Source organism: Polynucleobacter sp. AP-Sanab-80-C2, assembly GCF_035012965.1.
Taxonomy (GTDB): Bacteria; Pseudomonadota; Gammaproteobacteria; order Burkholderiales; family Burkholderiaceae; genus Polynucleobacter.
This window is the reverse complement of record NZ_JAYGQS010000002.1, coordinates 397,906-421,977: the sequence shown is the minus strand read 5'-3', so window position 1 is coordinate 421,977 and position 24,072 is coordinate 397,906. Positions and strand designations below refer to the sequence as shown.

The window sequence follows — 24,072 nt, the reverse complement described above, 5'->3', positions numbered from 1 at the left end:
ACTTTGATATGGAATCTCATAAAGTTAGTGCCCTAGAGAATCCATTTGGTCCCAAAGTATTGGGGTGAACGGCAACTGTAAACTATGTGGTCGGTACCGGATGTAAACCATGTGTCCGGTACGGACCTTAAATTAGTGGCCTGCCCAGCACGATTCGAACGTGCGACCTACGCCTTAGAAGCTTTAAAAATGAGGTTAATCAATAGCTTAGACAATGACATAAGCCTGGCAAGATTAGGTGTTCAATCGGCACCGAGATCTGTGGTTCGAAGTGGAATTGACTATGTGGTGTGTGGCATCAACAGATGTGGAGTCGGTTAAACCGACACCACAGCGTCAGGGCCGAGATGGGCTGTTGTTGATCGCAAAGCAGACCTTAACCCTACCTACCGATGGATAGCTGCTAAGACCCAAAGCGGACTTTGGCAGATATCAGGAGAAATTCACAGCATTAAAAAGCAAACGATAAACCACCGCCTAGGGCAACTGTAGTACCAACGCCTCTAGTATTTCCATATTGGCTAAATGCAGAAAGATGAAGTTTATCTGCGATCATGTAGTTAAATGTTGCTGCTACAGTATTGGATATAGACTGCATTCCCCCGATCAATTGTTTGTTTTCTGGAGAATAGTTGATCATTAAAAAAGATTTTTCAGTAGTTTTCAAGGAAGCGCTTATCGTGGCACCATTTATTATCTTTGGTACATTGTAATTATTAATTGTGGTTATAGTCGAATTTTGAAAATTACCAAAAGCATAGGCAATGCTAATTGGTGGCAAATATTCGCTAACCTGCCAATTAATCTTTGGAGTTATTTGTGAAAAGCTACCTAGCTCAAATACTTGATAGTTAACTGCAGTTTCAGCAGAAAATACTTTCATACCATCTTTGACAATTGGAAGTATGTATTGTGGTGAAAGCATTAATGAGTATTTATAGGTATAAAGCATATTAGTTCCCACGCCAACATAACTATTAATACTCCAGTCTTTGTTGGGCTTATAACTTGAACCTATGACACTATTAGTTAGATTAATTGGCCCCTGTTTTTGATAAAGCTCACTCGCTACTATTTTCCAATGATCATCAACCTTAAAGGCGCCCTGAACTACTTGAGTAATAAGATTAACTGGTGCAGGACCGTTGGTCCACTTCTGTACGTTTCCAAAGGCTGAAATAGGCAGTGGCCCTTTTTGACCAAGTGCAACTGTTTCCTGATTAGCTGACTGAGCATTACCTACGCTACTAAAAATATGTGAATGAGAGTAGTCGGCGAAAGAAGTATCGGATTCAGATTGCGCATTTAGAGCAGATATACATAGCAAAAAGCCTACATAAAATCTAAAAAAATTAAATTGCTTATATATCCGCATAAAGTCTACAATCACCTCTGATTTTTATTTGGGAAATACCATTTACCCTTTCTGATCGGCAAGAAATTACCATCGTCAATACCAACTTCTTTTGTAATTAAATCATTAGTTAGCTGATTCATAGCCATAATAAGATCGGAATTTTGCTTAGGATTCATCGCCAAATTATTCATTTCAGCTGGATCATTTTTCAAATCAAAAAGTTCTAAATCATTATTAGCTATCAACTCTTCAAAGGTAGTTGGTGTATTAAATTTCAATGGGGAAAAGTATCGAGAAAAACGATAGCGACCATTTGATACGCTTCTCATTGCTGAGCGTGTTGAGAAATTTGGTTCATTAACTGTCAGAAGCTTTATTTCCTCTTGCGTTGGCACATGGCCACTAAACATCCATGGATACGTTCTTCTTGCCCACTTTGCGTCTACAAACGAAAGCATATTAAAATTGTAAAGAGCTCCTGGTCTTAGTGACTCAAGATCAGCTGACTCAGGATTTTTCAATAGCGGCACCAAATCACGACCTGGAAGACCCTCTGCAGCCTTTTTCCTAGAGGCGGCATCTTTTCCCGTTAATGAAATAATTGTTGTGGCTAAATCTACTTGTGATGTGACAGCTTTGCATTCTCTGCCACCTGGGAATGCTGGATGAATAATCATGAGTGGTAAATGATTTTGCTCTTTATAAGCCGTAGTTCCTTTGCCGCGCATTTGATGGGAGCCGCCTAATTCACCATGGTCGGCAGTAAAGATAACAATCGTATTGTCTTCCATACCACTATCTTTAAGGCCTTGCATAACAGCGGCTACATTCTCATCGCTATCACGAATGCAATTGAAATAGTAGTTCAATAACGATCTCCAGCGCCGATCTTCATTGGGCCAGTTTCCGCAAACTGCATTCCAAGCTTCTTGATAAATCTTGTGAGCAGCAGGACGGCCGGGGGCATCTAATGCCTGCTTACGACTCTCTGGCAATGGATAACTATCCCAAGTTGCTTTATATAAATCATCTGTTGGCGCTCTAGGAACCGGAATAGCAGCGCTGTTTTGCTGTTGATTTTCAGAGGGTAAATCAGAGTTGTAGTATGCGACATCATGAGGATTAACAATATTGACAGCCAGATACCAAGGCTGTTTTTTTGCTTTTAATTTTTGTCCTTGATTGCGAAGCCATGCAACAGCAGAGGCAACGTTAGCTTTATCAAAAGTGTAGCCACCCAACTCTTTATCGCAAATATCTCCAAAACCTAAAAAGTCATGAAAGCCATACCCTTCAATAATCTTACGATAGGTATCTAGAGGCGCATTGTAAGCATGCTTTGCTTGATCCATATTATAAGAAAGATGCCACTTGCCTTGGTAAGCAGGATAGTAACCAAGCTCATTGAGACGATGCCCAATGGTTTTTACTTTTGAGGATAAGTCAGGCTGCCATAAAAAATTGAGGTTATCAAATATTCCAGAGTGTTGAATATGTTGACCTGTATATATAACTGAACGAGCTGAAGAACATTGAACAGTAGCATTTTGATGATTTAAAAATGTAATTGCTTTTTTCTTGATGGCTTCACGGGCTGGAACAGGAACGGGCCACTTATCAAAAAAATGTTCTTGGTCTACCAAAACAAAAAGGATGTTGTAACCGGAAGGTGCATCAACCTGAGGGAGCTTGTTAGAACTAGATTGTGCTTGCGTACTCGATATTCCTCCAGGCAATAACGAGCCGCCAATAACAGCTGCACCGGAGGTTAATAAATCACGGCGAGATTGATTTTTAGGCTCATTACTGGTTTGCTTTTTCATTTAAGTCCCTTAAGGTTTAAAAAAACTAAGTTTTATTTGAGTGAAATCTCAACCTAATAAAATAAAAAATTACTATGGGTAATGTTTACCACAATTATTCTTAAAAGATTAGCGCTCCATACTAGTCTCTTACCCTAAGACTCTTAGCAGGTGCTTGCCCTAAAGTAGTGCCAAAATCTCTTAGCTCAATTTCAAGCATTGGCAAAATCATCGTGAAGTATTCCAAACTCACCAGCTGTATTGATTAAGTAATAAACAGATTTTTTGGGTCTCTATTTATGGGTTAAAGAGAGAGGCCCCATAATAATGTCGGGACAAACCGACACCCGACCACCAGGGTCAAAAGTTCGTCTGAGTCGCAAATAGTCACCCAGGATCCGCCACGCCCCACCCAAGGCCACTCTCGCGCTACTCAAGCTAGATCATGATTAGCAACAATAGACCACAATCAATCAGCCTGAAACACTATTAATTAGGAGAATTTGGCCTGCCCAGCACGATTCGAACGTGCGACCTACGCCTTAGAAGGGCGTTGCTCTATCCAGCTGAGCTATGGGCAGAATATGCTGGGTCTGTATCTAGAACAATCAGGAAAGTGGTCGGAGTACAAGGATTCGAACCTTGGACCCCCTGCTCCCAAAGCAGGTGCGCTACCAGGCTGCGCTACACTCCGACGGAACCAACATTCTACACCGACAGGGCTATTACAGGCAAATCCTGTAAGATTCGGAGCATGGTTGCCTATTTTTCCAGCAAATTAACAAAGCAAGTTCACGCTGCTCTCGCAGTGGCTTTGCTTATGGCTTGCATGATGGGAACCCATTGGATTGGCTTTGCTCACAGTATTAGCCACGCAAGTATTCAGCAACAAAGTATTAGCCCATCATCCGCAGATGAATTTGCTCCCACATCGGTTCACAGCTCAGATATTTGCCATCTTCTTGATGCCTTAACTTTAGCTGGTTTCATACCAGAAGCATTCATTGGAGTGCTGCTATCTCAAACTACTAGCTTCGTTCTAGCCAGCCCCCTAGAATTTCACTTTGCGCAAGCTGCCCAATCGGCTTACCAATCACGCGCTCCCCCTGCTGACATCCTTTAAAACCCGTACCAACTAATAAGGTTGGATACCTGCCGTTTTAATCATCACCACTTTTTGGTGATCTTGGATGAAATATGAATTACAGGCATTACTCCACATTTCGATATGTATTATTACTAGCTACTTCGATCGCTAGTTTTTCAGCATGGCCGCAAAGTAATGCTGAACCATCATTGCAACTCAATGTCAGCGGCGTGCTCGATGATGGTAAAGGGTTTTTATCACCTAATAAGGTGCTTTCAGGTGATGATTTACAAAACAAACTGAGTGGCACGCTTGGAGCAACTCTGGCAAATGAGCTAGGTATCTCAGCAACGGGTTATGGTTCGGGTGCATCTAGACCGGTAATACGAGGACTTGAAGGTGCTCGAGTGCAGATTTTGCAAAATGGTTTATCCGTTGGTGATGTATCAAGCATCTCCGCTGATCACGCAGTAGCTAATCCGATGCAAAACACGCATCAAATTGAAATCTTGCGGGGTGCATCTGCCCTTCTATATGGATCGGGTTCTAGTGGTGGTCTAGTGAATGTGGTGAATGATCGCATCGTCACCTCAATGCCAGATGCCCTGTCTGGAGCCATGAATACCAGCTATGAAACAGTCAACCAAGGTAAAACCGCAAATATTGAATTAGATGCGCCTGCTGGCCCATTAGCATTACATTTTGATTCGACAATTAGCAACTCAAATAATTACCGTATTCCGGGGTTTGCTGAACAAGGGGGTCCCAATGCCAATTGGTCAATCAATCCTGGGCAAACCGTGAACGTACCCTATAGTGGAAAGCTTCCATTCTCATTTAGCAATCAAAATAGTTTGGGATTAGGCGCATCCTATTTAAGATCAGACGGTTATACCGGTGTCTCCTTAGAACGTATGAATCATAACTACGGCATACCCACTGCTGAGGGTGGATTTATTCAGCAGTCACAAAATCGTTATGACTTTGCCCATCAAGCCAACGATCCCTTTGACGGTTTTTCATCGATCAAGATTAGTGCAGCTAACACCAATTATCAACATACTGAATTTACTAACAATGGTGTGGCATCAACGCAGTGGAATAACACTGCATCGGAAGCGCGTTTAGAGCTTACCCACAAAGAACTGCTAGGGTCGAAAGGAGTGATTGGCGCACAAGTAATCGGAGCTACTCTGAATGCGATGGATTTAAATACCAATAACTATGCTATCGTGCCGCAGACAAAATCGAACTCCACCGCACTATTTTGGGTTGAGGAAGGTCGTTACGGACCCCTGAAGAGCAGTCTAGGAGCGCGCTATAACTATGCTGCCCAAAATCCCAATTCAGCCACACAATTTCCGAGTACGAGTTCACAAGGATTTACTCCAAATACCTATGGACCACCAACCATTCAAAACCGACAGTTCAATCTGATGTCTTACTCTGCTGGTGGCATGCTTGATGTAGCTCGCGGTTATGGTTTGGGTTTGGCCTATACCGTTTCACAGAGGGCACCAACACCACAAGAGCTTTACTCCTATGGTCCGCATGATTCCACTGCTACTTTTGACATCGGTAATTCCAATTTAGGTACAGAAACGTCACATAATCTTGAATTGAGTTTTCAGAAAACTTTAGGGCTCATGCGGAGCAAGGTGAGCGTCTATCGCAATCAATTTAGTAATTACATCTATGGTTTTTATACAGGCTCTTATAGCAGTACGAATGACAACTTCTCAGTGGTACAAGCTTCCCAAGCAAACGCCAATATCCGCGGTGCCGAAGGAGAATTGACCTATAACTGGAATCAAACAGGTATTGGTGGAAGGCTATTTGGTGATGTATCGCAAGGAAGCTTCGATGCTGGTGGTAATTTACCTTTACAGCCAGCACCCAGACTCGGTAGTGAACTCGCTTATCAACGTGATGGTTGGCTTACCAGTGCTACCTATATTTATAGCTATCAACAGAACAGGCTAGCAAGCTGGGAAATTGGTCCTACCCCGAGTTATAAGCTCTTAAATGCCAATCTCTCCTACACAGAGCGAATTGGTAAAGTCAATTGGACTGGATATATGGCACTGAAGAATCTTCTCAATGAGGAAATTCGCTATGCAACATCACCTATGGCAGTAAGACTCTACGCGCCTCAACCAGGAAGAAGCTTAATGCTTGGAGTCAGAGCAGCGTTTTGAACTAACTTAAAAAAATCGCAGATAAATAAAACCCAGCATGCCTGATCCTAAGATTACAAAAACGGGATTGATCTTGGTTCTCAGAATCAAGTAAAGCGTACACAGCGCCAAGATCAGAGTCATTGGGCTGACGATTGATGCCTTAGCAACGGCATACACGCCAGATGCCATCAATCCAATAGAGATAGGCTCTAAAGCACTCTGAATAGTGCGTCGCCAGGGATTATGAGCAAAATGACTCCATAGGCGACCTGCATAAAAACACAAAATACTAGAAGGTAGAAAAAAGGCCAGCAGCACAATACCCGCACCCACTATTCCTGCAACTTTGAAACCAATAATAAGCACCATCAACATATTGGGGCCAGGCGCTACCTGACCAATACTATAGATATGAACAAATTGTGCATGAGTAATATCAAATTGATGAGCCAAAAGAGTTTGCATCTCTGGCAAGACAGCAGTACCTCCCCCAACAGCCAGGATCGATAAAAGACTAAAGGTGAGTGCGAGTTGAACTAGCAAACTCATGACTGTAGTTTTGGCCTATATAGATAGATAGAAATCGGCGCCATGATTAACAGAACCAAAGGCAAAGAAAGTTTTGCAATGCTCATAAGTCCGAAGGTACAAGCAATGATGATGACGGATTTCAAATGCTTCCAGTGCTCATCGCCAATACGGTATGTAATCGCAGCCAATAAACCGCATGCGCCAGCGGCAATCCCAGTTAAAAGCAGATTTGCGAGTGGATGATTATTGTTATTGGTATAAGCAATGCCAATGATTAAGACAAAAAGAGATCCCGGAAGAATTAATCCTAATGCAGCAATCACTGCACCCCAGATTCCCCGCAAATGATCGCCAGCGAGCACTGCTAAGTTCACTGAATTTAAACCAGGCATGGTTTGACTAATAGCCAAGTAACCCATGAATTCATCAGCGCTGAGCCAATTTCGTTTTTCAATGAGAAGAATCCGCTCGTAAGCAATGATTCCACCACCAAAACTCACTGCACCAATAATCAAAAACTGTATAAATAAATCACTCAGAGTGACCTTGACTTTATCCCCACTAGGGTTTTCAAGGCTCATTCAGGCTTTCCATAGATCAAAGCAGTTTTAGTGCTCCCTATTTCTAGCCAATCGGCAAGCTCAATTTGAAGTTGTTTGAAGAATTTATCTGCTCGCTTATGGGCTTTAGCTTGTGCTCGGTTTTCATCGTTGACTCGATATGAAAAAGCCAGCTCCCCAACAATAGGGTCTCCCGCACTTTTCATCCAAATAGCAATATCACAATGTGCCTGAACGCCATCACCAAAGACGAGATTACCCAATGGCAAGCAGGCCTCTAATATTTTATTGGTTGATCCGCCCACAATACGTAGCGGTGATTTTTTATCAATGGCGAGTTTAGCAAGACCAGGAAAGAATTTATTAGCGCTGCTGAGCGTTCTATCAAAAAGATCATCAATCGGAACAGCATCTAAGATAGCATTATTTGAATATATTTGACGTTGTGTACCCAGCCCATCTCCACGGAGAATTTCTTCTTTAAAGCGAATCCGAGATTTGATCTTTTTCTGCGGTGTCGGGTCAAAGTTAGAAGCATGATCCATCTCATGTGCACGACATTTCAGCGTGACCTCCGCGTAATCATCCACCCAAACATTTTGGCGTGATTCTCGGACACGTAAAATAATATTGTTCAGGCGAAAATCTTCGCCCGGCGTGTCATAAAAATAAATGTTACGCAAACCGGTATTAGCATTATCTAGATGAAAAAAATCAACCTTGTTTTTCTTGCAAAACTTGATCAGCTGTTCGCTAAGCGCGGTGATTTTGCTGCGACGATCTAAGCCTTTGGGCTTGATGAGTAGCTTAAATTCTCTATTGGTAATCGACGGGTGGATTTTTTTCACAATAACCTCTGTTTGCAAGAGATTATCACTATACCGCGAGGATTAATAGACTTGAGGGACGTACATCTCTGGTGGCACCGGTCCACGGAGGTAATCAGGGTTGTGAACGCGGGCCGGTAGCGTAATCACAGGGTGATCGATCTCTTTATAAGGGATCTGGTTTAGTAAATGCGTAATGCAATTTAAGCGGGCTTTTTTCTTATCATTGGCCGCTACTACCCACCAAGGGGCTTCCGGAATATGCGTGCGCTCCAGCATCGTTTCCTTTGCTTTGGTGTACTGCTCCCATAAGCGACGAGCCTCTAAGTCCATTGGGCTGAGTTTCCATTGTTTCAATGGATCGTGAATACGCATCATGAAACGGTTGTACTGCTCATCATCTGAGATTGAGAACCAGTATTTAATCAAGATAACACCAGAGCGAATCATCATGCGCTCTAAATCAGGAACGGTTCTCAAGAACTCTTCATACTCTGCGTCAGTACAAAAGCCCATCACTTTTTCAACGCCAGCACGGTTATACCAACTGCGATCGAATAACACTATCTCACCGCCAGCTGGCAGGTGAGAAATATATCTTTGGAAATACCACTGCGTCTTTTCACGTTCATTTGGCGCAGGCAAAGCCACCACTTTACAAACGCGCGGATTCAGGCGCTGGGTAATCCGCTTAATAGCCCCACCCTTACCGGCTGAGTCGCGACCTTCAAACAGCACAGCTACTTTTACATTATTCGCAACGACCCAATCTTGGAGCTTTACAAGTTCTCCCTGCAATCTGAAGAGCTCTTTAAAGTAAACATTGCGAGGGACTTGGGAACCAGCTTCACCATCAGGCGAGAGACGATCGTCATCAAGCTCCATTTCGAGCTCTTCATCCATGCTATCAAGAATCTCTTCTTGAGCACGTTGATACCACTCTGCCATCTCTGTATGCTTTGAAGTCATCTTATTTCCACTGAATAATGTGAAGTTTACGCCCTAACTTATGACATTATTGTTACAGACTACAAGGTATTTGACGAGCTTAGGTACTTGGCAATTTGCTCATGGCTATGCAGAGCCAGCCATTTTCGATCACTTGGCTGCTCAGGCGTTGCGGCAGGGGGTGGAAAAAAGGTGAGCTCCGCAATCAAATTCCGGTTTTTGAGAATCTTGCTCATTGACTCCAAAAGCCCCATATCTCCTACAAAAGCAGGCACATCTGAGCGTTGACCAGATGCCTTGGACAAATAGCGAATTGCTAGGTTGTAGACCGGCAAATCTGCCATCACAGCAGCCTCGAATAAGTTTGGCTTAAAAGAACGCACGGTTTCACCGATGGTGGAAGTGCCCTCGGGAAAAATACAGACTGACTCCGATTTCAGTACGGCACTCATCTCCCCCACCACCACATGGGCATGTCTAGAGCTATCCCGTTTGATAAAAACCGTACCTAACTGTTTTGCCATCCATCCAAATATAGGCCACTTTTCTACCTCAGACTTAGCCACAAACCGAATGGGTTTGAAGGCGTTGATAGCATGAATATCTAGCCAGGAAATATGATTGGACGCCAGTAAATAGGAATTGCTCGGCAGAATACCTGGGTTCATCACCCGCAATTGAATGCCAAAAATCTTCAGCAGCTTTATTGACCACTGCTGAATATGAAAGTGTCTGGTTTTCAGATTAGCGAATGGAAACACCATGAAGAGGGTTGCTACCCCAGAAAGAGTATGAGCCCAAATGGCCATCCATAGACCAAAACGGGTAATAAAAGGGGTTTCTTTCTCAATGAATGCTGGAGGAATACTCATATACGGCTTCAATATAAAGCAAATGCCTTGCGTCATCAAACTGACTTAAAAATGTCATGATGCTTACATAGTGGCTTGGCTTAATACGGTTTCATGATGCATTACAGAGCCATCTGGATTTCAGACGTACACCTAGGAACATCAGGGTGTCAGGCAAACTACCTCCTCGATTTTTTAAAGCATAACGAAGCCGATAAGTTTTATCTCGTTGGTGACATCATTGATGGCTGGCGTTTAAAGAAGTCATTCTACTGGCCACAGGCTCATAACGACGTCGTACAAAAACTATTACGTAAGGCTCGTAAGGGAGCTGAAGTGATTTACGTACCCGGCAACCATGATGAAAGCGCCCGTCAATTTTTTGGACTCTCTTTCGGCGATGTGAAGGTTGTTGAAGAAGTAATTCACACCACTTTAGATGGTAAGAAGCTCTGGGTTACCCATGGCGATCTTTTTGATGGAGTAATGCAGTACGCCAAATGGCTTGCCTATGTTGGTGATACGCTCTACTCCTTCATTCTCTATATTAATCGTTACTTCAATATGCTGCGAGTTAAAATGGGCTTGCAGTATTGGTCACTCTCTCAATACTTGAAGCATCAAGTCAAGAATGCAGTGAGTTACATCGCTGACTTCGAGCATATTATGGCTAGAGAAGCCCGTCTGCGCGGATGCGACGGAGTTGTCTGTGGCCACATCCATAAAGCAGAAATCCGTGAGATTGATGGTTTGCTCTACTGCAACGATGGCGACTGGGTCGAAAGTTTAACCGCCTTAGTTGAAACCCATACGGGTGAGCTAAAAATTGTTCACTGGCCCTATATCAAAGGTGAACCTGTTGAAACTCCTGAAATTGCCTTCCAACCTGCTGTTGAATCACTTCTGAAAGAGGCTGTGCTATGAAAATTATGATCATCACTGACGCATGGGATCCACAGGTAAATGGCGTTGTTCGCACCCTCAAGCAAACCCGTGCTGAATTGACTGCGATGGGTCATGAGGTTGAAATGATTACGCCCAATGGATTTAAATCCATCCCTTGCCCGACTTATCCAGATATCGCGCTCTCCTTATTTCCAGGCAAAGAAGTAGCCCGTCGTATCAAAGAGTTTGCTCCCGATGCCATGCATATTGCTACAGAAGGTCCTTTAGGTTTATCTGCCCGCTCATACGCTGTTAAGAACAATCTACCCTTCTCTACTGCGTATCACACCCGTTTCCCAGAGTATGTAAAAGCACGTACTGGTATTCCGCTGGTAATCACTTATGCCTTTATTCGCTGGTTCCATGGCCCTTCAATGGCAGTGATGGCACCAACGATTGTTGTGAAAGATGACCTTGAGAAATACGGTCTGAATAATGTGGTTCTGTGGTCACGCGGTGTTGATTTGGATATTTTCAAAATGCAAGAATCCAAGACTCTTAATACTGCACACCCCATATTTTTGTATGTTGGCCGAGTGGCGATTGAAAAGAACATCAATGCATTTTTAGAGATCGATTTACCAGGGTCTAAATGGGTAGTTGGCGATGGTCCAGCGATGGCGGGCATTAAAGAAAAATATCCTGAAGTGAACTATCTTGGTGTTCTGCAACAGCATGAGCTTGCCAAAGTCTATGCAGCAGCTGATGTATTCGTGTTTCCTAGTAAGACTGATACGTTTGGACTTGTTTTACTAGAAGCCATGGCTTGCGGTACTCCTGTGGCGGCTTATCCCGTTACCGGCCCCATTGATGTTCTCGGGAATTCCAAAGCGGGCGCCATGAATGAAGATTTACGTGTGGCCTGTATCGAAGCATTAAAAATTCCTCGTGAAGTTGCCCGTGCGCACGCTGAGAAATTTTCATGGAGAGCCGCTTCTGAAGAGTTTGCAAAACATCTCAAGCCGGTACCAACGACTGATGTGCATGTTACTGCCATTGCTTAATAAGGGCTTGTTTTGACCTCCCCCTATCACATAGATCAAAACCCCCACAAAGGGAATCGTGGACTTGCTAGAGCATGGCATGCAGCTAAGAATTCTTGGTGTGGCTTAGTTTATGCCTTTCAAGAAGAAAGTGCTTTTAGACAAGAATTAACGCTATTCGTTTTATTAACGCCAGTCGCCTTCCTTTTGCCAATTAGTTATTTGGAAAAGGCTTTGCTAGTTGCCTCTTTGCTCATGGTATTGGTGGTTGAGTTGCTCAATTCCAGCGTTGAAGCGGCCATAGATCGCATCTCCTTTGAACATCACGACCTCTCTAAGCGCGCCAAGGATTTTGGCTCTGCTGCGGTCATGTTAGCCCTGTTTATTGCCGTTCTGATGTGGTCTGCCGTCTGTATTCCGATTGTCTTAAAACCGTAATAAATGCGCTCTACGATCATACAAACCATACACAAGGCTAACTATGTCTGATATACCAAACCCAATTGGCGCCTTTGAGATCTTTTCTCCTAGAAAGAAAAAGGATCCAAGCCAATCTAAGTTAAATCCCATTAAAAAGCTCTCTAAAAAGCTGGCCAAGAAGCTATTTGGGAAAAAATTTGCTACCAAAGCCCGCGCTGAATTAGCGGCAGCTGAAGCAGTTGCCGTTGTACCTCAGGCAGCAAAAGCAAAACGCCCTGCTTTTCAGATTCAATGGGCTAGTAGCGCAAGTGAGGTTAAAGAAGCACAACGTTTACGTTATAAAGTCTTCGCAGAAGAAATGGGCGCAAATCTCTCTCAAAACCCAGAGGGTTTAGATGTCGATGAGTTTGATGCTTATTGTGACCACCTATTAATTCGCGATCAAGACACACTTAAGGTGGTTGGCACCTATCGCGTTCTGCCACCACACAAGGCTAAGGAAATTGGTCGCTTGTATTCTGACTCTGAGTTTGACCTCACCCGTTTAGATCACTTGCGCCCTAAATTAGTCGAGCTTGGCAGATCGTGTGTTCACCAGGACTATCGCTCTGGTGCTGTCATCATGGCTCTGTGGAGTGGTTTAGCCCAGTACATGCTGAAAAATGGCTACGAAATCATGCTCGGTTGCGCAAGCATTCCGATGGCAGACGGTGGTCACTTTGCAGCCAGTCTCTATAACTCACTTGGCAGCGATCAAATGGCGCCAACTGAGTTTCATGCCTTCCCCCGCTTACCATTGCCCTTAGATAAGCTCAATGGTGGTCTAGAAGTTGACGCTCCTCCATTGATTAAGGGTTACCTTAAATTGGGTGCCAAGATTTGTAGCGCTCCAGCATGGGATCCTGACTTCAATACTGCAGACTTACTGACCATGCTGCGTTTGTCAGATATCAATCCACGTTATGCAAAGCATTTCTTGGGGATGTAATTCTAAGAAAATATTTTCAGGTGAATTGGCCGCTTCCACGTGAAGCGGCTTTTTTTATTCTGCAGCAGATTACTTCAGGCTGACTTGATAAGAGCGGCCCACTCTCTCCCATTCAGCCGCCTCTTTAATTAGACTAAATTCTGTTAGAGGGTGTTCAGCGGCCCACTCTTTAGAAAGGCTCACTAGATAAGATCCATCGTGTTCAGAAACTTTAATACGCGGTAAATTGGTGTCATTACGACCACGGCACAGCACTTGAGCTAAGCGCAAGCAAAACAACATGCGCCAATCATAAAAGCTATGGTTGTTTGCAAGCTTTCCAAGCTTGCCAGTATGGCCAATCAATAAGGCCGCCAATCTAGCTTGATCATTCTTCGAAAAACCAGGCATATCGGCATTCGCTGCGATATAAGCTGAATGCTTGTGATAACCATTATGGGAAATTGAAAGGCCGATTTCATGCAAATTAGCCGCCCACTGCAACAAAGCCACATTATCTGCTCTATTCTCTGCCTCAGGCTTTGGTAGCTGCTGTAAAAAATCAACCGCCAGTTTGCCAACCCGATTAGCCTGCTCACGATCAGCCGCATAACGCTGCATAAACTGTTCAACAGTTACGTAGCGCATATCATGATGTTGTGAGCGCCCCAGTAAATCGTATAAGACGCCGCTTCTTAAAGCCGCATCAGTGACTTCCATCTCTTCGATGCCCAACTCATCAAATACCGCCAGCATGATGGCTAAGCCACCAGGCCAAACAGACCTTCTGTCATCCTTAAGACCTACCAACTCAACTTGATTGACATTCTCATATTTAAGCAAATGTTTCTTAAGGGCTTTTAAGCCTTCACGCGTAATCAAACCGCTGCTGGGATTCGCGCGACCCATGCTCAGGCTATCCCCGTGACCATTGAGGTCATTTGCGGAAATCAGCTCCGCCAGAGCTCTCGCCGTACCTGATGACCCAATCGCCTGCTTCCAGCCAGAATTGAGATAAGCCCCAGCAATGACTTGAATTTCCCGCCTGGCAGCTAACTCCGCCTCTTTAAATTCATGTGCATCGATATTTCCCTTGGGGAAAAAACGCATACTATGAGAAACGCAGCCTATGTAGAGACTTTCCAAGAGCTTGGGTTCATAGCCTTTGCCGATGATAAATTCTGTCGAGCCACCGCCGATATCAACCACCAAACGATTGCCTTGCACGGCTTGGACTTCATGGGCGGCACCAATATAGATTAAACGCGCCTCTTCAACCCCTGCAATCACTTCGATTGGAAAGCCTAAAGCTATTTGAGCGTCATCCACAAATTGCTGAGCATTTTTTGCAACCCGTAGGGTATTTGTCGCAACCGCGCGCACGTTGGCAGGATCAAAGCCTCTAATACGCTCGCCAAAGCGGCGAATAGCGGTTAAGCCTCTTTGGTAAGCATCATTACCAAGTAATTTATTCTCTGTAAGGCCGGCAGCGAGACGCACCGACTCACGCAAGGTATCTATAGGTCTTAGTTGAGTGCCAGAGGGTGTATTGACTGCCTGAGCAATGAGCATCCGGAAACTATTAGATCCCAAATCCACTGCAGCAATGAGGTCTGCAGGATTAGATAAAGGATCTACGGGATGACTTGCCAAAATATTCCCCAAAAATGGAATGCTGTATCGAATATGTCTATTTTATGTAAAAACCGTGACACATTGATGAAAATGACAGCAGGCCTAATGGGCTGGGCTTGGCAGGACTCGTTTAGGCAGCCAAGTTTTGCTCAGAGCTTGAGCAATCGCGATTAGCAAAACTACACAAAATGCAGCAATCACCCGACTTGGGCTTCAGAATCGTACTGCAAGAATGGCAACGATAGAGGTGGTAAGAGCTACCCACTTCAATGCTGATGACCTCAGAGGCTTGGCAATGAGGACAGGTAAGGATTGATTCTAGGAGTTCAGGCTTAGTATTCACAGCGCAATACTGAACCAGGAATGTTTCAGTATTGTGTCATTGACTGAATGCAGTTTCAGTCAATGACAGCTAATTAATATGAGTAACAAACCTCAAAATCAGGACATTTATTTTGAGCCAAGACCCAAAGACTCCACCATGACTTTAAATACCTCTGTGTTGTCCATAAAGCCTTTGAATTTCTCTGAACCTGGGCCCATTGCATTGAGCAAGGCATCGTCTGCAGTATGCACACCAACATCCTGATGAGATGGTAAATTGCCACCCACATGAATGGCATCTTCTTGTAGCTGAATATATTTCGGATTAGCTACAAATTTTCCAGAATCATTCTTGACCGCTGGGACAAAAGTCCCATCTAGCTTCGGATGCATGGTTTCATAATGATCTGGGTAATTGCCGTAGAAGAATGCCAGACGTTTAGTCACATCAATTTGATTGGGATAACCCTGCACATCTGCCTTAGGATAATTAGGGAATCCTGCCGATGCATAGGTGCCCACCTTCTCGCGCAGTGGGCCCGGTATATCGTCATGAACTACGCCACTGATCGAACCACTATGGGTATGATCAGGCGTCACAATAATCAGTGTGTCCGGATTCTTTTTGGCAAAATCTTTAGCGATTTGCACAGCATTGCTCAGCATGATGGTATCAAAAGCCGCCCTCTCCCAATCTAATGGGTGGTTGAACTTGTCAATTAACGCAGCCTCTACCATCAAAAAGAATCCATTTGGATTTCTAGATAAGACCTCTATCGCCGACTGAGTCATCTCTGTGAGATCAGGTTGATTCGGGAATTGGGCAACAGTATTCTTTTTGAGAAAAAGGCGATCTAAAGAGCCGTCCATATTGTCTGGATGAAACACGCCAAATAATTTTTTCGTGTTTTTATTATCCGCAGCAGACATTAACTCTTGCTTAGTAAAGGCCAGATGATAGCCATCGGTTTTAAATGCTTCAATGAGATTTTTTTCATCCTTACGCTTAGATGCTTTTGCCGATTGAGGATAAAAGTAAGCAGCACCACCGCCTAAAATAACCTCGGCACCACTGGCTAATAATTGATCAGCAATATATTGCTTATCAGCGCGACGTCTTGTATGGGCCACCATAGCTCCTGGCGTGGCATCTTGTAATTCAGCATCAGACACAATGCCTACTGACATCTTGGTCTTGCGCTTGAGCAACTCAGTGATCGTCTCTACCTTAGGGTGAGATAAGTTATCGCTGGCACGAGAAACATAAACGCCCATGGCATTAACAGCAGTCTTGTGTCCTGTTGTGTAAGCACTCATGGAATTGGCAGAATCGGTAATCAAAGAATCAGAGCCCGAAGTTCCAATCATCGCCGTACTAGGCATGTCATCGAATGCCAGCCTACCTTGATATTTACCCTCTGTGATGCCTTTGGATAAAACACGGGCAGCAGTTCGGTTGGCAATGGTCATGCCATCACCCACGAACAAAATGACATTTTTTACTTTACGTGGACCGCTTGCATAAACATCCCAAGTCACTTGTAACTTTTCTTGTGGTGTACGAGCTACTAACTCATATTTTCCTGCCTTAGGCAGTTGCACATCCCGATAGATCACTGAGCTACCCTTGCCGTTTTCGTCAGAGATAAATTCTGATTTGCTAGTGATCAGTTGATTGACAGGTGCTCCATTGATAGTGATGGAGAGATTACTGGGATCAACTACTTGATTGAACTCTACTTTGATATCGAATTTAGAGCTGGCCAAAATACTAGCTTGATCAATTGGATAGATCGCAGCCGCCTCAATGAATCCCGCAAAGGAAGTAAACAAAATCGGGAGTACGGCTTTAATGAGATAGGATATTTTCATAGAATGAAGCAAGAAAAAAGTTTGGGGAAACTACAATATCCACCCAGAAAATGACAGTCTGATGACTAAACGGTAATATGTCTCAAAGGGCGATTTTTTTCTTTGCCGTCTGTAATTTTCCAGATTTAACCGCCTTACAGAATTGCTCATAGTCCTTCATATTTTGCTTTGAATAAGACTTGGCAAAAGAATACAGCGCTTCATTGAGCTCTGCTGATTGACCGCAGTATCCCGCAATCATGGCAGCATCACCCGAACGTGCATGACCTAAGGCTAAGGCCCAACCGAATAACTTTGCATAATCAGGAAAGTTTTTTAAAGTCACTCCACCAGTACCAACTCCAATACCGCCTTTCATATCACGCAATTGACGCAAATAGAAACCCTGACTCCTATGGATATCGTATTGAACGGCGCCATAATTTAAGAAGATATCGGGGGCACCCTGAAGCAATCTCTGGCCAGCTACAACACGGTGACCCATATCGCGATAAATAGATTCACCAAGATAGGGCGTTAAGACCGATTTTTGCGCTTCCTTGTATTGCAGAAATAAGGGATCGTTTTCGCTATCACCCTCGAAATATAAGACCATGCAATTGGTTCCAACGCTACCAACACCGACTACTTTTCTGGCGAAATCTTTGAGTGAGTAACGCTGAAACAAGATTTGTCGATCTACCAATAATGTGCTGGAGTAATTCAACAAGGCTTTATCAATCATGGATTCTAAGGAGACGCCATAGGCATCTTTCTTAAAATGTTCAATTAATGGAGGTCTATTGATAATGCGTCGATTCTTGCCCACCAGTGTTGTCAAACTTTGCAGCACCTGAATATTACCCTGCCCCTTGGTCTCCTTCAGGTAGGCATCTAATTTTTTCTGATGCTCCTTACTAAAGTGCTTGCGAATATCTTTCTCACCAATAAATTCTTGCGCCAAATCCAAATAAGGCATTTTGGCGTATTGCTCAATCCGCTTTTGATACTCTGATGCAATGTGGTAAACCAACTTTTTACCCAAGGCCTTATCGCCACCCAAACTCTCTGATGCGATCAGAGCACTAGAAACTAAACGTTTGATATCCCACTCCCAGCTGCCAGGTAGCGTTTCATCAAAATCATTGATACCAAATACCAATCGATGTTCCGCTGTTCCAAATAAACCAAAGTTGGAAACATGCATATCTCCACAGAGCTGGACAATGATATTAGTTGTGGGTTGATTGGCTAAATCTTGTGCCATGATGGCAGCGCCACCACGGTAAAAAGCGAAGGGAGACTGCAGCATCCGTTCATAGCGAATCGGAATTAAAGATTGAATGCGTTGCTTGGCCTGCTCTTCCAAGATCGTGACAGGATCAATGCGGCTTTTTGGCGCTGTATATACCCCTTGCTCGGCAATGCTCACCTGCTTGCGTAAGGCCTTGCCATCGGCCATTCGCTTTTTGATACTTGGGCGAGGATTTTTAAAGGACTCTACTGACCTCAGAACGGCAAATAGGGGTTTCTTCTCAGAAGACATGGGCTACCTAGGCAATGAACTTACCTGCACATCTTAATGCTTATACAAATAAGGAGGGTTGATTAAGAATTGAGGTAAATCAGCTTTTTCTGAATACTTGCCGGGAGAGTCGAGAACCAAACACTATCATCACCTACGGCAGGCAAGATTTGGCCGTATTCAATCATTTGACCGGGGACAATTTCGTCAATATAGGCCCAAATTTGGTGCCCTGCTAATTTAGTAGTGCTTTGTATAGCAATCTCGAGCTCAACTAACAATTGTTTCTTCATTTGCTCGCTTCTACCGATGCGGATTTGACCATTTAGAAAAATATGTGGTTCATCAAGCAGAACGCCACCAATAAAGCAATCATGCTGATCTAATTGCTTAAAGATCACCTGAGCAAAATAGGCCTCTGCACCAGTCACATCTGCATGAATTTTGGTGATCGCTTTGGCAAGGGTGAATTTTTGATGGGTTGTCAGCGATAAGCCGGCGTAATAAACACTATAGGTCGCCATATTAAGATCTGTTATTAATCCGTCTTATTTGCATTGATGATGAATAGCATGCAGTTCATCTTTGATCTGCAAGTGATCCAACTTATCTATTGGAAGATCAATTAATAATTCAATCCGATTACGCAATCCCATTTCAACTTTTCTAAAGGCTTCCCACATATCATGCTCGCTACCAGTTACAGCAGCAGGATCCATAAAGCCCCAATGGGCAGTAGTAGGATGACCGGGCCAATAAGGACATTCTTCCCCAGCCGCAGAATCACAAACGGTAATGATGAAATCCATTTGAGGTGAATCCTCTTTACCAAACTCGTCCCAGGTTTTACTTCTCAGTAATTCAAGTGGATAACCCATCTCCCTAGCAAGTTTTAAAGCAATAGGATGTACATAGGCTTTTGGCTTTGAACCAGCCGAATAGCCAATAAAGCGGCCATGACTAAGAGTCGTAGCTAGGGCTTCTCCAAGAATAGAGCGAGCAGAGTTGCCAGTACACAGAAAGAGAATGTTATAGGGGCGAGTCATCAGAAATGAATAGATAAATTTTCAGTTCAAATAATTTCATCGAGACGCAATGCATACTTTCCGTCTATTAGAAATTGATTTGTTTTTCGATCATTTAAGTAGGCAATTTTAGGCTTAACTTCACCGGAGTCTAGTGGAGGTTTTTCTTGGACTTCGTTGCGAAATACATCAGACAAATATTGAGTAAGATTTGTGTTCATGTCGATTTCACTTTCTAAAGAGAAGATGACACTATCCTAGTGCGTCTTTATTTCAGTTTTATTAATATCAATCAAAGAAAAAACCCAGTCGAAACTGGGCCTAAGGGAAAGTGCTACCACTTTGTCTTGGTCAGAAAATATCGGACAATTAAATATAGCGTTAATAAATGACATGCTGATGACTAGCTACCAATTCGGTGATTCGCATATCGATTTGCATACCCTACTCTTGCTTCATTCCAAGCGTTCCATAAACGTAAAATCAATTTTTTCATATTTCATCCTTGTGGTGAAAGATTAATCTCGGCATTTCCATTGTGTGGAAATGCAGTAACAACCTCATTCAGATTATTCGATAATGAAATGACAAGGGAGAGGCGTTTTTATGACAGATTGAAGTGACTGGGATACACTGATTTGATAATCATTCATTAAGGAATTTGAATCATGGATTGGAGCCTTTACAGCACTATCGCATTAAGACTAGCTCTAGCCTTGATAGTTGGCGCTATTCTTGGCCTTAACCGTTGGCTTCATCACAAATCTGCTGGCATTCGGACTCACTCCTTAGTTGCCATTGGCTCAGCAACAGCGGTCATGCTGATTAGTGACTTTGTCCAAGATGATGCACAGGCTGTCAGTCGCGTACTCCAAGGACTGATCACTGGTCTAGGATTTTTAGGTGCTGGAGTCATCATTCGTGAGCAACGCTCCCAAAAAGTTCATGGCCTGACTACGGCAGCCAGTCTTTGGGCATGCGCTCTGATTGGCGCGTCTTTTGGGGCTGGGCAATTTGTTTTGGGGGGATTATCCTTGGGAGCAATTTTGCTAACCCTGATCATCGGCGGCCCTCTAGAGCGACTGATGGCAGGGCTAACCGGAGTTAAAAGAGAGTCAGAAGTTTCTGACGATCCGGACTAAAAACCCATTAAAACAGTCAAAAAGGGGGATTTGTCATATTAGTTTGGTAGGATTGCCTATCCCTAACAATGACAAGTTGAAGCCATGAGTGATTATCGATATGAAGATGCAGTTAAACAACTGCAAGAAACTGGCGCAATTGGGCTAGTTGACTTAAAAAGTCTCCCACATGAGGACCTTGTCGAGTTATTTGAAGAAATCAAGGTTTGGTGTTTATACGCCAGCGGCAAAGCCGATAAATTGCCAAAAGAATCCAAGAAAAAGAAAAAGAAAAAGAAGGATTGATTTTCTAAAAGGCTTAAGCAGTTAAGCGGTTTTTTGGAAACTGCAAGGTAAAAGTACTCCCTTTTCCTGAAGTACTTTCAATGTTTAATAGAGCTTGATGCCTGTTGGCAATATGCTTAACGATGGCCAAGCCTAAGCCAGTCCCTCCAGTATCACGAGATCTGCTCCGGTCTACCCGATAAAAACGTTCTGTTAATCTTGATAAGTGTTCTGACGCTATTCCAGGGCCTGTATCTGTTACAGAAAATTCACCCTGACCTTGTGCGTTCACATCCCATCGCACCTGAATTTCCCCAGCATCTGGTGTGTACCGAATAGCATTGGATACTAAATTGCTAAATGCAGACAGTATCTCGCGCTCATCTCCCAAGATATTTTCCTTAGCAAGCACCTCAAAACTAAAACTATGTTTTCCTTGAGACAAAGCTTCCGCATCATTCCTAAGTAATGCCATGATTGTTTCGACATTCACCTTATTTGTAGTGGCAGGCAGCGAATTAGATTCTAGATTAGCAAGTGTTAATAGATCTTCAACGAGGCTTTTCATACGCTGCGCTTGAGACATCATCATGTCGAAATACTGATCACGTTGACTCTTCTCAAGATCCAATGTTTGGACTGTTTCAAGAAACCCCATTAAAACAGTAATCGGGGTTCTCATCTCATGCGAAACATTGGCTACGAAATCGCGACGCATCGCATCTGCTTTTTGCAGATCGGTGACGTTTTGTACCAGTAGCAAGTGTCGTTGATTACCAAACGGAAATGGTTGCAATATTAAGCTCAGACTACTCTGAGGCCCCATTCGCTCTAATAGCAAAGGTTCCTCAAAATCTCGTCTCATTAAATATTGAATAAACTCAGGGCGACGGATCAGAAAATTAATCCTTTGCATCGCATCGCGCCTAAAGTTCAAACCAAAGAAACTTTCAGCGATGGAGTTGCACCATTCAATCTGATCATTTTCATCTAGCATCACAATGCCGTTAGGTGAAGCCTGAAAAGCCTCGATAAAATTCTCGTGTTGCTGCTCAATATTGCGCATTCTTAGCTTTAAGTTCTTCACTAAACGCTGCAACTTATAAAGCACCTCTTCCCAAAGTCCGCTTGGCAAAGGCATGGACTCAATGGAGTCATCTTGTACATATTTACCTAGTCGCGCTAAGTTGATATAGGTATAGATGAGCGGTACCGCCAAGAGCGCAATCCCAACAACAATAGCCCACTCAGCACCTAGATTAAATAGGGTGATGAAGGCGGCAATGATTGCAAGACCAACAATGAAAAAAAAGCGGGTTAAGGCGGAAATCATGCTGCCATCTTAGATCATCTCCAGAAACACCACGGAAATGAGCGAAAAGGACAAAAATTGATGGATTTAAGACTCTGTAGGAGTCTTGGTAATCCGGTAACCGCTACCCCTGACCGTTTCAATATAACGATCGCAATCGACCGGGGCTAGTGCAGCCCTCAAACGCTTAATATGAACATCAACCGTACGTTCTTCAATGTAGACCTCATTGCCCCATACGTTATCAAGTAAATTGGTACGTGAATGGACTCTTTCAGGATTGCTCATAAAGAACTGAAGGAGTCTGTATTCAGTAGGTCCTAAAGAAATCGGTCTTGGATCAGTATTGGGCCAAATAGCTAAAACCCGGTGGGAACTTGGGTCGAGCCTCAAAGGACCCACGGTCAGCGGGCCAGTATCTTCAATTGGAGTTTGTCTGCGTAAAAGGGCTCTAACCCTGGCAATGAGCTCTTTAGGAGAAAAAGGCTTGGTCACATAATCATCTGCACCCGAATCTAATCCTAAGACCTTATCGGCCTCTTCGCTTTTGGCAGTGAGCATCAAAATTGGTAAACCTCTGGTGCGCTCATTTGCTCTCAATTCTTTTGCAAACTGCACGCCGGATTTTCCAGGGAGCATCCAGTCTAAGATAATAAGGCTTGGCAATCGCTCCTTCATGAGACCTTGGGCGATATCAGTTTGCATCGCCTTCTCTACCTCAAAGCCAGCATGTGATAGGTTGATTGCAATCAACTCTGCAATCGATGGCTCATCTTCAACAACTAGTATGCGGTGAGTCATGCGAATAGTTGGACTTATTTAATCGCTTTTGTTCGCTTCGCGCACTAAATCTTCGTGCGGAATATGGCGTACATCAGAGCCTTTTGCGATATAAATCACAAACTCAGCAATATTCTTGGCGTGATCACCAATACGCTCAATCGCCTTAGCAATCGTCAGCATATCGAGGCCTGTAGAAATGGTATGCGGATCTTCAGACATATATGTAATCAACTTGCGGACGAAGCCTCTAAATTCTTCATCAATCTGGCGATCTTCAGCAACAACTTCAGCAGCAGCTGTGGTATCAAGCCTTGCAAAGGCGTCTAAGCTACGGCGCAAGAGATTAATAGCCATCTGTCCTGAAAGACGAATCTCTGCAACGTTGATGTTATGTGGTGCACCAGCCTCAATTAAACGCTTGGTTCTCTTAGCTACACGCTCCGCCTCATCACCTGCGCGCTCCAAATTCGTAATCGCTTTGGATACTGCCATTACTAAACGAAGATCACGAGCAGTAGGTTGGCGACGAGCAATAACTTCTGTACAAGCTAAATCAATTTGTATCTCTAGGTCATTTACCAGCTTTTCATTTTCAATGACGATATTGCAGGTATCAAGATCCATTTGCGTAAAGGCACGCATAGCGGTAGCAATTTGAGATTCAACCAATCCGCCCATTTCAAGCAAACGGCTTGAAAGCGAATTGAGGTCAGCATCAAATTGGGATGAAAGGTGTTTATCTGGCATTTAATG

General features: G+C 43.6%; 25 protein-coding genes and 2 tRNA genes. 8 read left to right on the top strand and 19 right to left on the bottom strand.

All coding sequences use genetic code 11. The features are described 5' to 3' along the window. Nucleotides 1-451: 451 nt before the first annotated feature. From VC178_RS05335 to VC178_RS05320, 4 genes are all read right to left on the bottom strand, one after another. Nucleotides 452-1,390 carry a hypothetical protein gene (locus VC178_RS05335; protein ID WP_323481818.1) on the bottom strand — a complete coding sequence of 313 codons (939 nt, stop codon included), beginning with the start codon at nt 1,388-1,390 and terminating at the stop codon, nt 452-454. Beyond that, entirely contained in the window at nt 1,387-3,180 is a 1,794-nt protein-coding gene (locus VC178_RS05330) for a sulfatase-like hydrolase/transferase (protein WP_323481817.1), read from the bottom strand. Before VC178_RS05330 ends, VC178_RS05335 begins: the two co-directional genes overlap by 4 nt. Nucleotides 3,181-3,663: 483 nt before the next feature. Further along, nucleotides 3,664-3,740, bottom strand: a tRNA-Arg gene (locus VC178_RS05325). A gap of 36 nt (nt 3,741-3,776) precedes the next feature. Next, a tRNA-Pro gene (locus VC178_RS05320) sits at nt 3,777-3,853 on the bottom strand. A 60-nt stretch (nt 3,854-3,913) separates the two neighbouring features. On the opposite strand from VC178_RS05320, the gene VC178_RS05315 reads away from it, so the two are divergent. After that, a complete protein-coding gene (locus VC178_RS05315; protein WP_323481816.1) occupies nt 3,914-4,282 on the top strand; it encodes a hypothetical protein in 369 nt (122 codons plus the stop codon). Nucleotides 4,283-4,356: 74 nt separating this feature from the next. After that, nucleotides 4,357-6,444 carry a TonB-dependent receptor gene (locus tag VC178_RS05310; RefSeq protein WP_323481815.1) on the top strand — a complete coding sequence of 696 codons (2,088 nt, stop codon included), beginning with the start codon at nt 4,357-4,359 and terminating at the stop codon, nt 6,442-6,444. A 6-nt stretch (nt 6,445-6,450) separates the two neighbouring features. On the opposite strand, the gene VC178_RS05305 is transcribed toward VC178_RS05310, so the two are convergent. The 5 genes from VC178_RS05305 to VC178_RS05285 are packed head-to-tail and all read right to left on the bottom strand — an operon-like array spanning nt 6,451 to nt 10,164. Further along, complete coding sequence (locus VC178_RS05305) at nt 6,451-6,975, bottom strand: chromate transporter (protein ID WP_323481814.1); 525 nt, start codon at nt 6,973-6,975, stop codon at nt 6,451-6,453. Further along, nucleotides 6,972-7,538 carry a chromate transporter gene (locus VC178_RS05300; protein WP_323481813.1) on the bottom strand — a complete coding sequence of 189 codons (567 nt, stop codon included), beginning with the start codon at nt 7,536-7,538 and terminating at the stop codon, nt 6,972-6,974. The genes VC178_RS05305 and VC178_RS05300 overlap by 4 nt, the downstream gene beginning before the upstream one ends. Then, nucleotides 7,535-8,383, bottom strand: a complete 849-nt coding sequence (locus tag VC178_RS05295; protein ID WP_323481812.1) for a hypothetical protein — start codon at nt 8,381-8,383, stop codon at nt 7,535-7,537. The genes VC178_RS05300 and VC178_RS05295 overlap by 4 nt, the downstream gene beginning before the upstream one ends. Before the next feature lie 24 nt (nt 8,384-8,407). Then, nucleotides 8,408-9,313 (bottom strand): polyphosphate kinase 2, encoded by a 906-nt coding sequence (ppk2, locus tag VC178_RS05290; protein WP_215297058.1) that lies wholly within the window; start codon nt 9,311-9,313, stop codon nt 8,408-8,410. Between the two features lie 59 nt (nt 9,314-9,372). Further along, complete coding sequence (locus VC178_RS05285) at nt 9,373-10,164, bottom strand: lysophospholipid acyltransferase family protein (protein WP_323481811.1); 792 nt, start codon at nt 10,162-10,164, stop codon at nt 9,373-9,375. A 93-nt stretch (nt 10,165-10,257) separates the two neighbouring features. Between VC178_RS05285 and VC178_RS05280 the strand changes: the two genes are divergently transcribed. The 4 genes from VC178_RS05280 to VC178_RS05265 are packed head-to-tail and all read left to right on the top strand — an operon-like array spanning nt 10,258 to nt 13,479. Continuing rightward, nucleotides 10,258-11,067 (top strand): UDP-2,3-diacylglucosamine diphosphatase, encoded by an 810-nt coding sequence (locus VC178_RS05280; protein WP_370624067.1) that lies wholly within the window; start codon nt 10,258-10,260, stop codon nt 11,065-11,067. Then, entirely contained in the window at nt 11,064-12,092 is a 1,029-nt protein-coding gene (locus tag VC178_RS05275; RefSeq protein ID WP_323481810.1) for a glycosyltransferase family 1 protein, read from the top strand. Before VC178_RS05280 ends, VC178_RS05275 begins: the two co-directional genes overlap by 4 nt. A gap of 12 nt (nt 12,093-12,104) precedes the next feature. Continuing rightward, entirely contained in the window at nt 12,105-12,509 is a 405-nt protein-coding gene (locus VC178_RS05270) for a diacylglycerol kinase (protein WP_215297053.1), read from the top strand. 43 nt (nt 12,510-12,552) lie between these two features. Continuing rightward, complete coding sequence (locus VC178_RS05265; protein ID WP_255534242.1) at nt 12,553-13,479, top strand: GNAT family N-acetyltransferase; 927 nt, start codon at nt 12,553-12,555, stop codon at nt 13,477-13,479. Between the two features lie 69 nt (nt 13,480-13,548). Here the strand turns inward: VC178_RS05265 and ppx are convergent, their stop codons facing one another. The 7 genes from ppx to VC178_RS05235 all read right to left on the bottom strand — a co-directional run bounded on the left by ppx (nt 13,549) and on the right by VC178_RS05235 (nt 20,039). Beyond that, the gene (gene ppx, locus VC178_RS05260) at nt 13,549-15,111 is read right to left on the bottom strand and encodes an exopolyphosphatase (RefSeq protein ID WP_323481809.1); all 1,563 of its coding nucleotides are present in this window, start codon (nt 15,109-15,111) and stop codon (nt 13,549-13,551) included. A 112-nt stretch (nt 15,112-15,223) separates the two neighbouring features. Continuing rightward, on the bottom strand, nt 15,224-15,436 hold the full coding sequence (locus tag VC178_RS11440; RefSeq protein WP_416350539.1) for a GDCCVxC domain-containing (seleno)protein: 213 nt from the start codon (nt 15,434-15,436) through the stop codon (nt 15,224-15,226). Nucleotides 15,437-15,543: 107 nt separating this feature from the next. After that, nucleotides 15,544-17,289 (bottom strand): alkaline phosphatase, encoded by a 1,746-nt coding sequence (locus VC178_RS05255; protein ID WP_323481808.1) that lies wholly within the window; start codon nt 17,287-17,289, stop codon nt 15,544-15,546. A gap of 82 nt (nt 17,290-17,371) precedes the next feature. Next, nucleotides 17,372-18,814 carry a DUF2252 domain-containing protein gene (locus VC178_RS05250; RefSeq protein ID WP_215297046.1) on the bottom strand — a complete coding sequence of 481 codons (1,443 nt, stop codon included), beginning with the start codon at nt 18,812-18,814 and terminating at the stop codon, nt 17,372-17,374. A gap of 62 nt (nt 18,815-18,876) precedes the next feature. Further along, nucleotides 18,877-19,317: a tautomerase family protein gene (locus tag VC178_RS05245; protein WP_215320481.1), complete on the bottom strand. Its 441-nt coding sequence runs from the start codon at nt 19,315-19,317 to the stop codon at nt 18,877-18,879. Between the two features lie 24 nt (nt 19,318-19,341). Next, nucleotides 19,342-19,839, bottom strand: coding sequence for an arsenate reductase ArsC (locus VC178_RS05240; protein WP_216123598.1), 498 nt, complete (start codon nt 19,837-19,839; stop codon nt 19,342-19,344). A gap of 26 nt (nt 19,840-19,865) precedes the next feature. Further along, a complete protein-coding gene (locus tag VC178_RS05235) occupies nt 19,866-20,039 on the bottom strand; it encodes a hypothetical protein (protein ID WP_216123597.1) in 174 nt (57 codons plus the stop codon). 447 nt (nt 20,040-20,486) lie between these two features. Here VC178_RS05235 and VC178_RS05230 point away from each other — a divergent pair, with 447 nt between their 5' ends. Beyond that, a complete protein-coding gene (locus VC178_RS05230; RefSeq protein ID WP_216860792.1) occupies nt 20,487-20,960 on the top strand; it encodes an MgtC/SapB family protein in 474 nt (157 codons plus the stop codon). An 84-nt stretch (nt 20,961-21,044) separates the two neighbouring features. Beyond that, nucleotides 21,045-21,245: a hypothetical protein gene (locus tag VC178_RS05225; protein WP_215297043.1), complete on the top strand. Its 201-nt coding sequence runs from the start codon at nt 21,045-21,047 to the stop codon at nt 21,243-21,245. A 13-nt stretch (nt 21,246-21,258) separates the two neighbouring features. On the opposite strand, the gene phoR is transcribed toward VC178_RS05225, so the two are convergent. The 3 genes from phoR to phoU all read right to left on the bottom strand — a co-directional run bounded on the left by phoR (nt 21,259) and on the right by phoU (nt 24,066). Beyond that, nucleotides 21,259-22,557, bottom strand: a complete 1,299-nt coding sequence (gene phoR / locus VC178_RS05220; protein ID WP_323481807.1) for a phosphate regulon sensor histidine kinase PhoR — start codon at nt 22,555-22,557, stop codon at nt 21,259-21,261. A gap of 66 nt (nt 22,558-22,623) precedes the next feature. Further along, nucleotides 22,624-23,337: a phosphate regulon transcriptional regulator PhoB gene (phoB, locus tag VC178_RS05215; protein ID WP_215320476.1), complete on the bottom strand. Its 714-nt coding sequence runs from the start codon at nt 23,335-23,337 to the stop codon at nt 22,624-22,626. A gap of 18 nt (nt 23,338-23,355) precedes the next feature. Then, nucleotides 23,356-24,066 (bottom strand): phosphate signaling complex protein PhoU, encoded by a 711-nt coding sequence (phoU, locus tag VC178_RS05210; protein ID WP_215320474.1) that lies wholly within the window; start codon nt 24,064-24,066, stop codon nt 23,356-23,358. Nucleotides 24,067-24,072 lie beyond the last annotated feature (6 nt).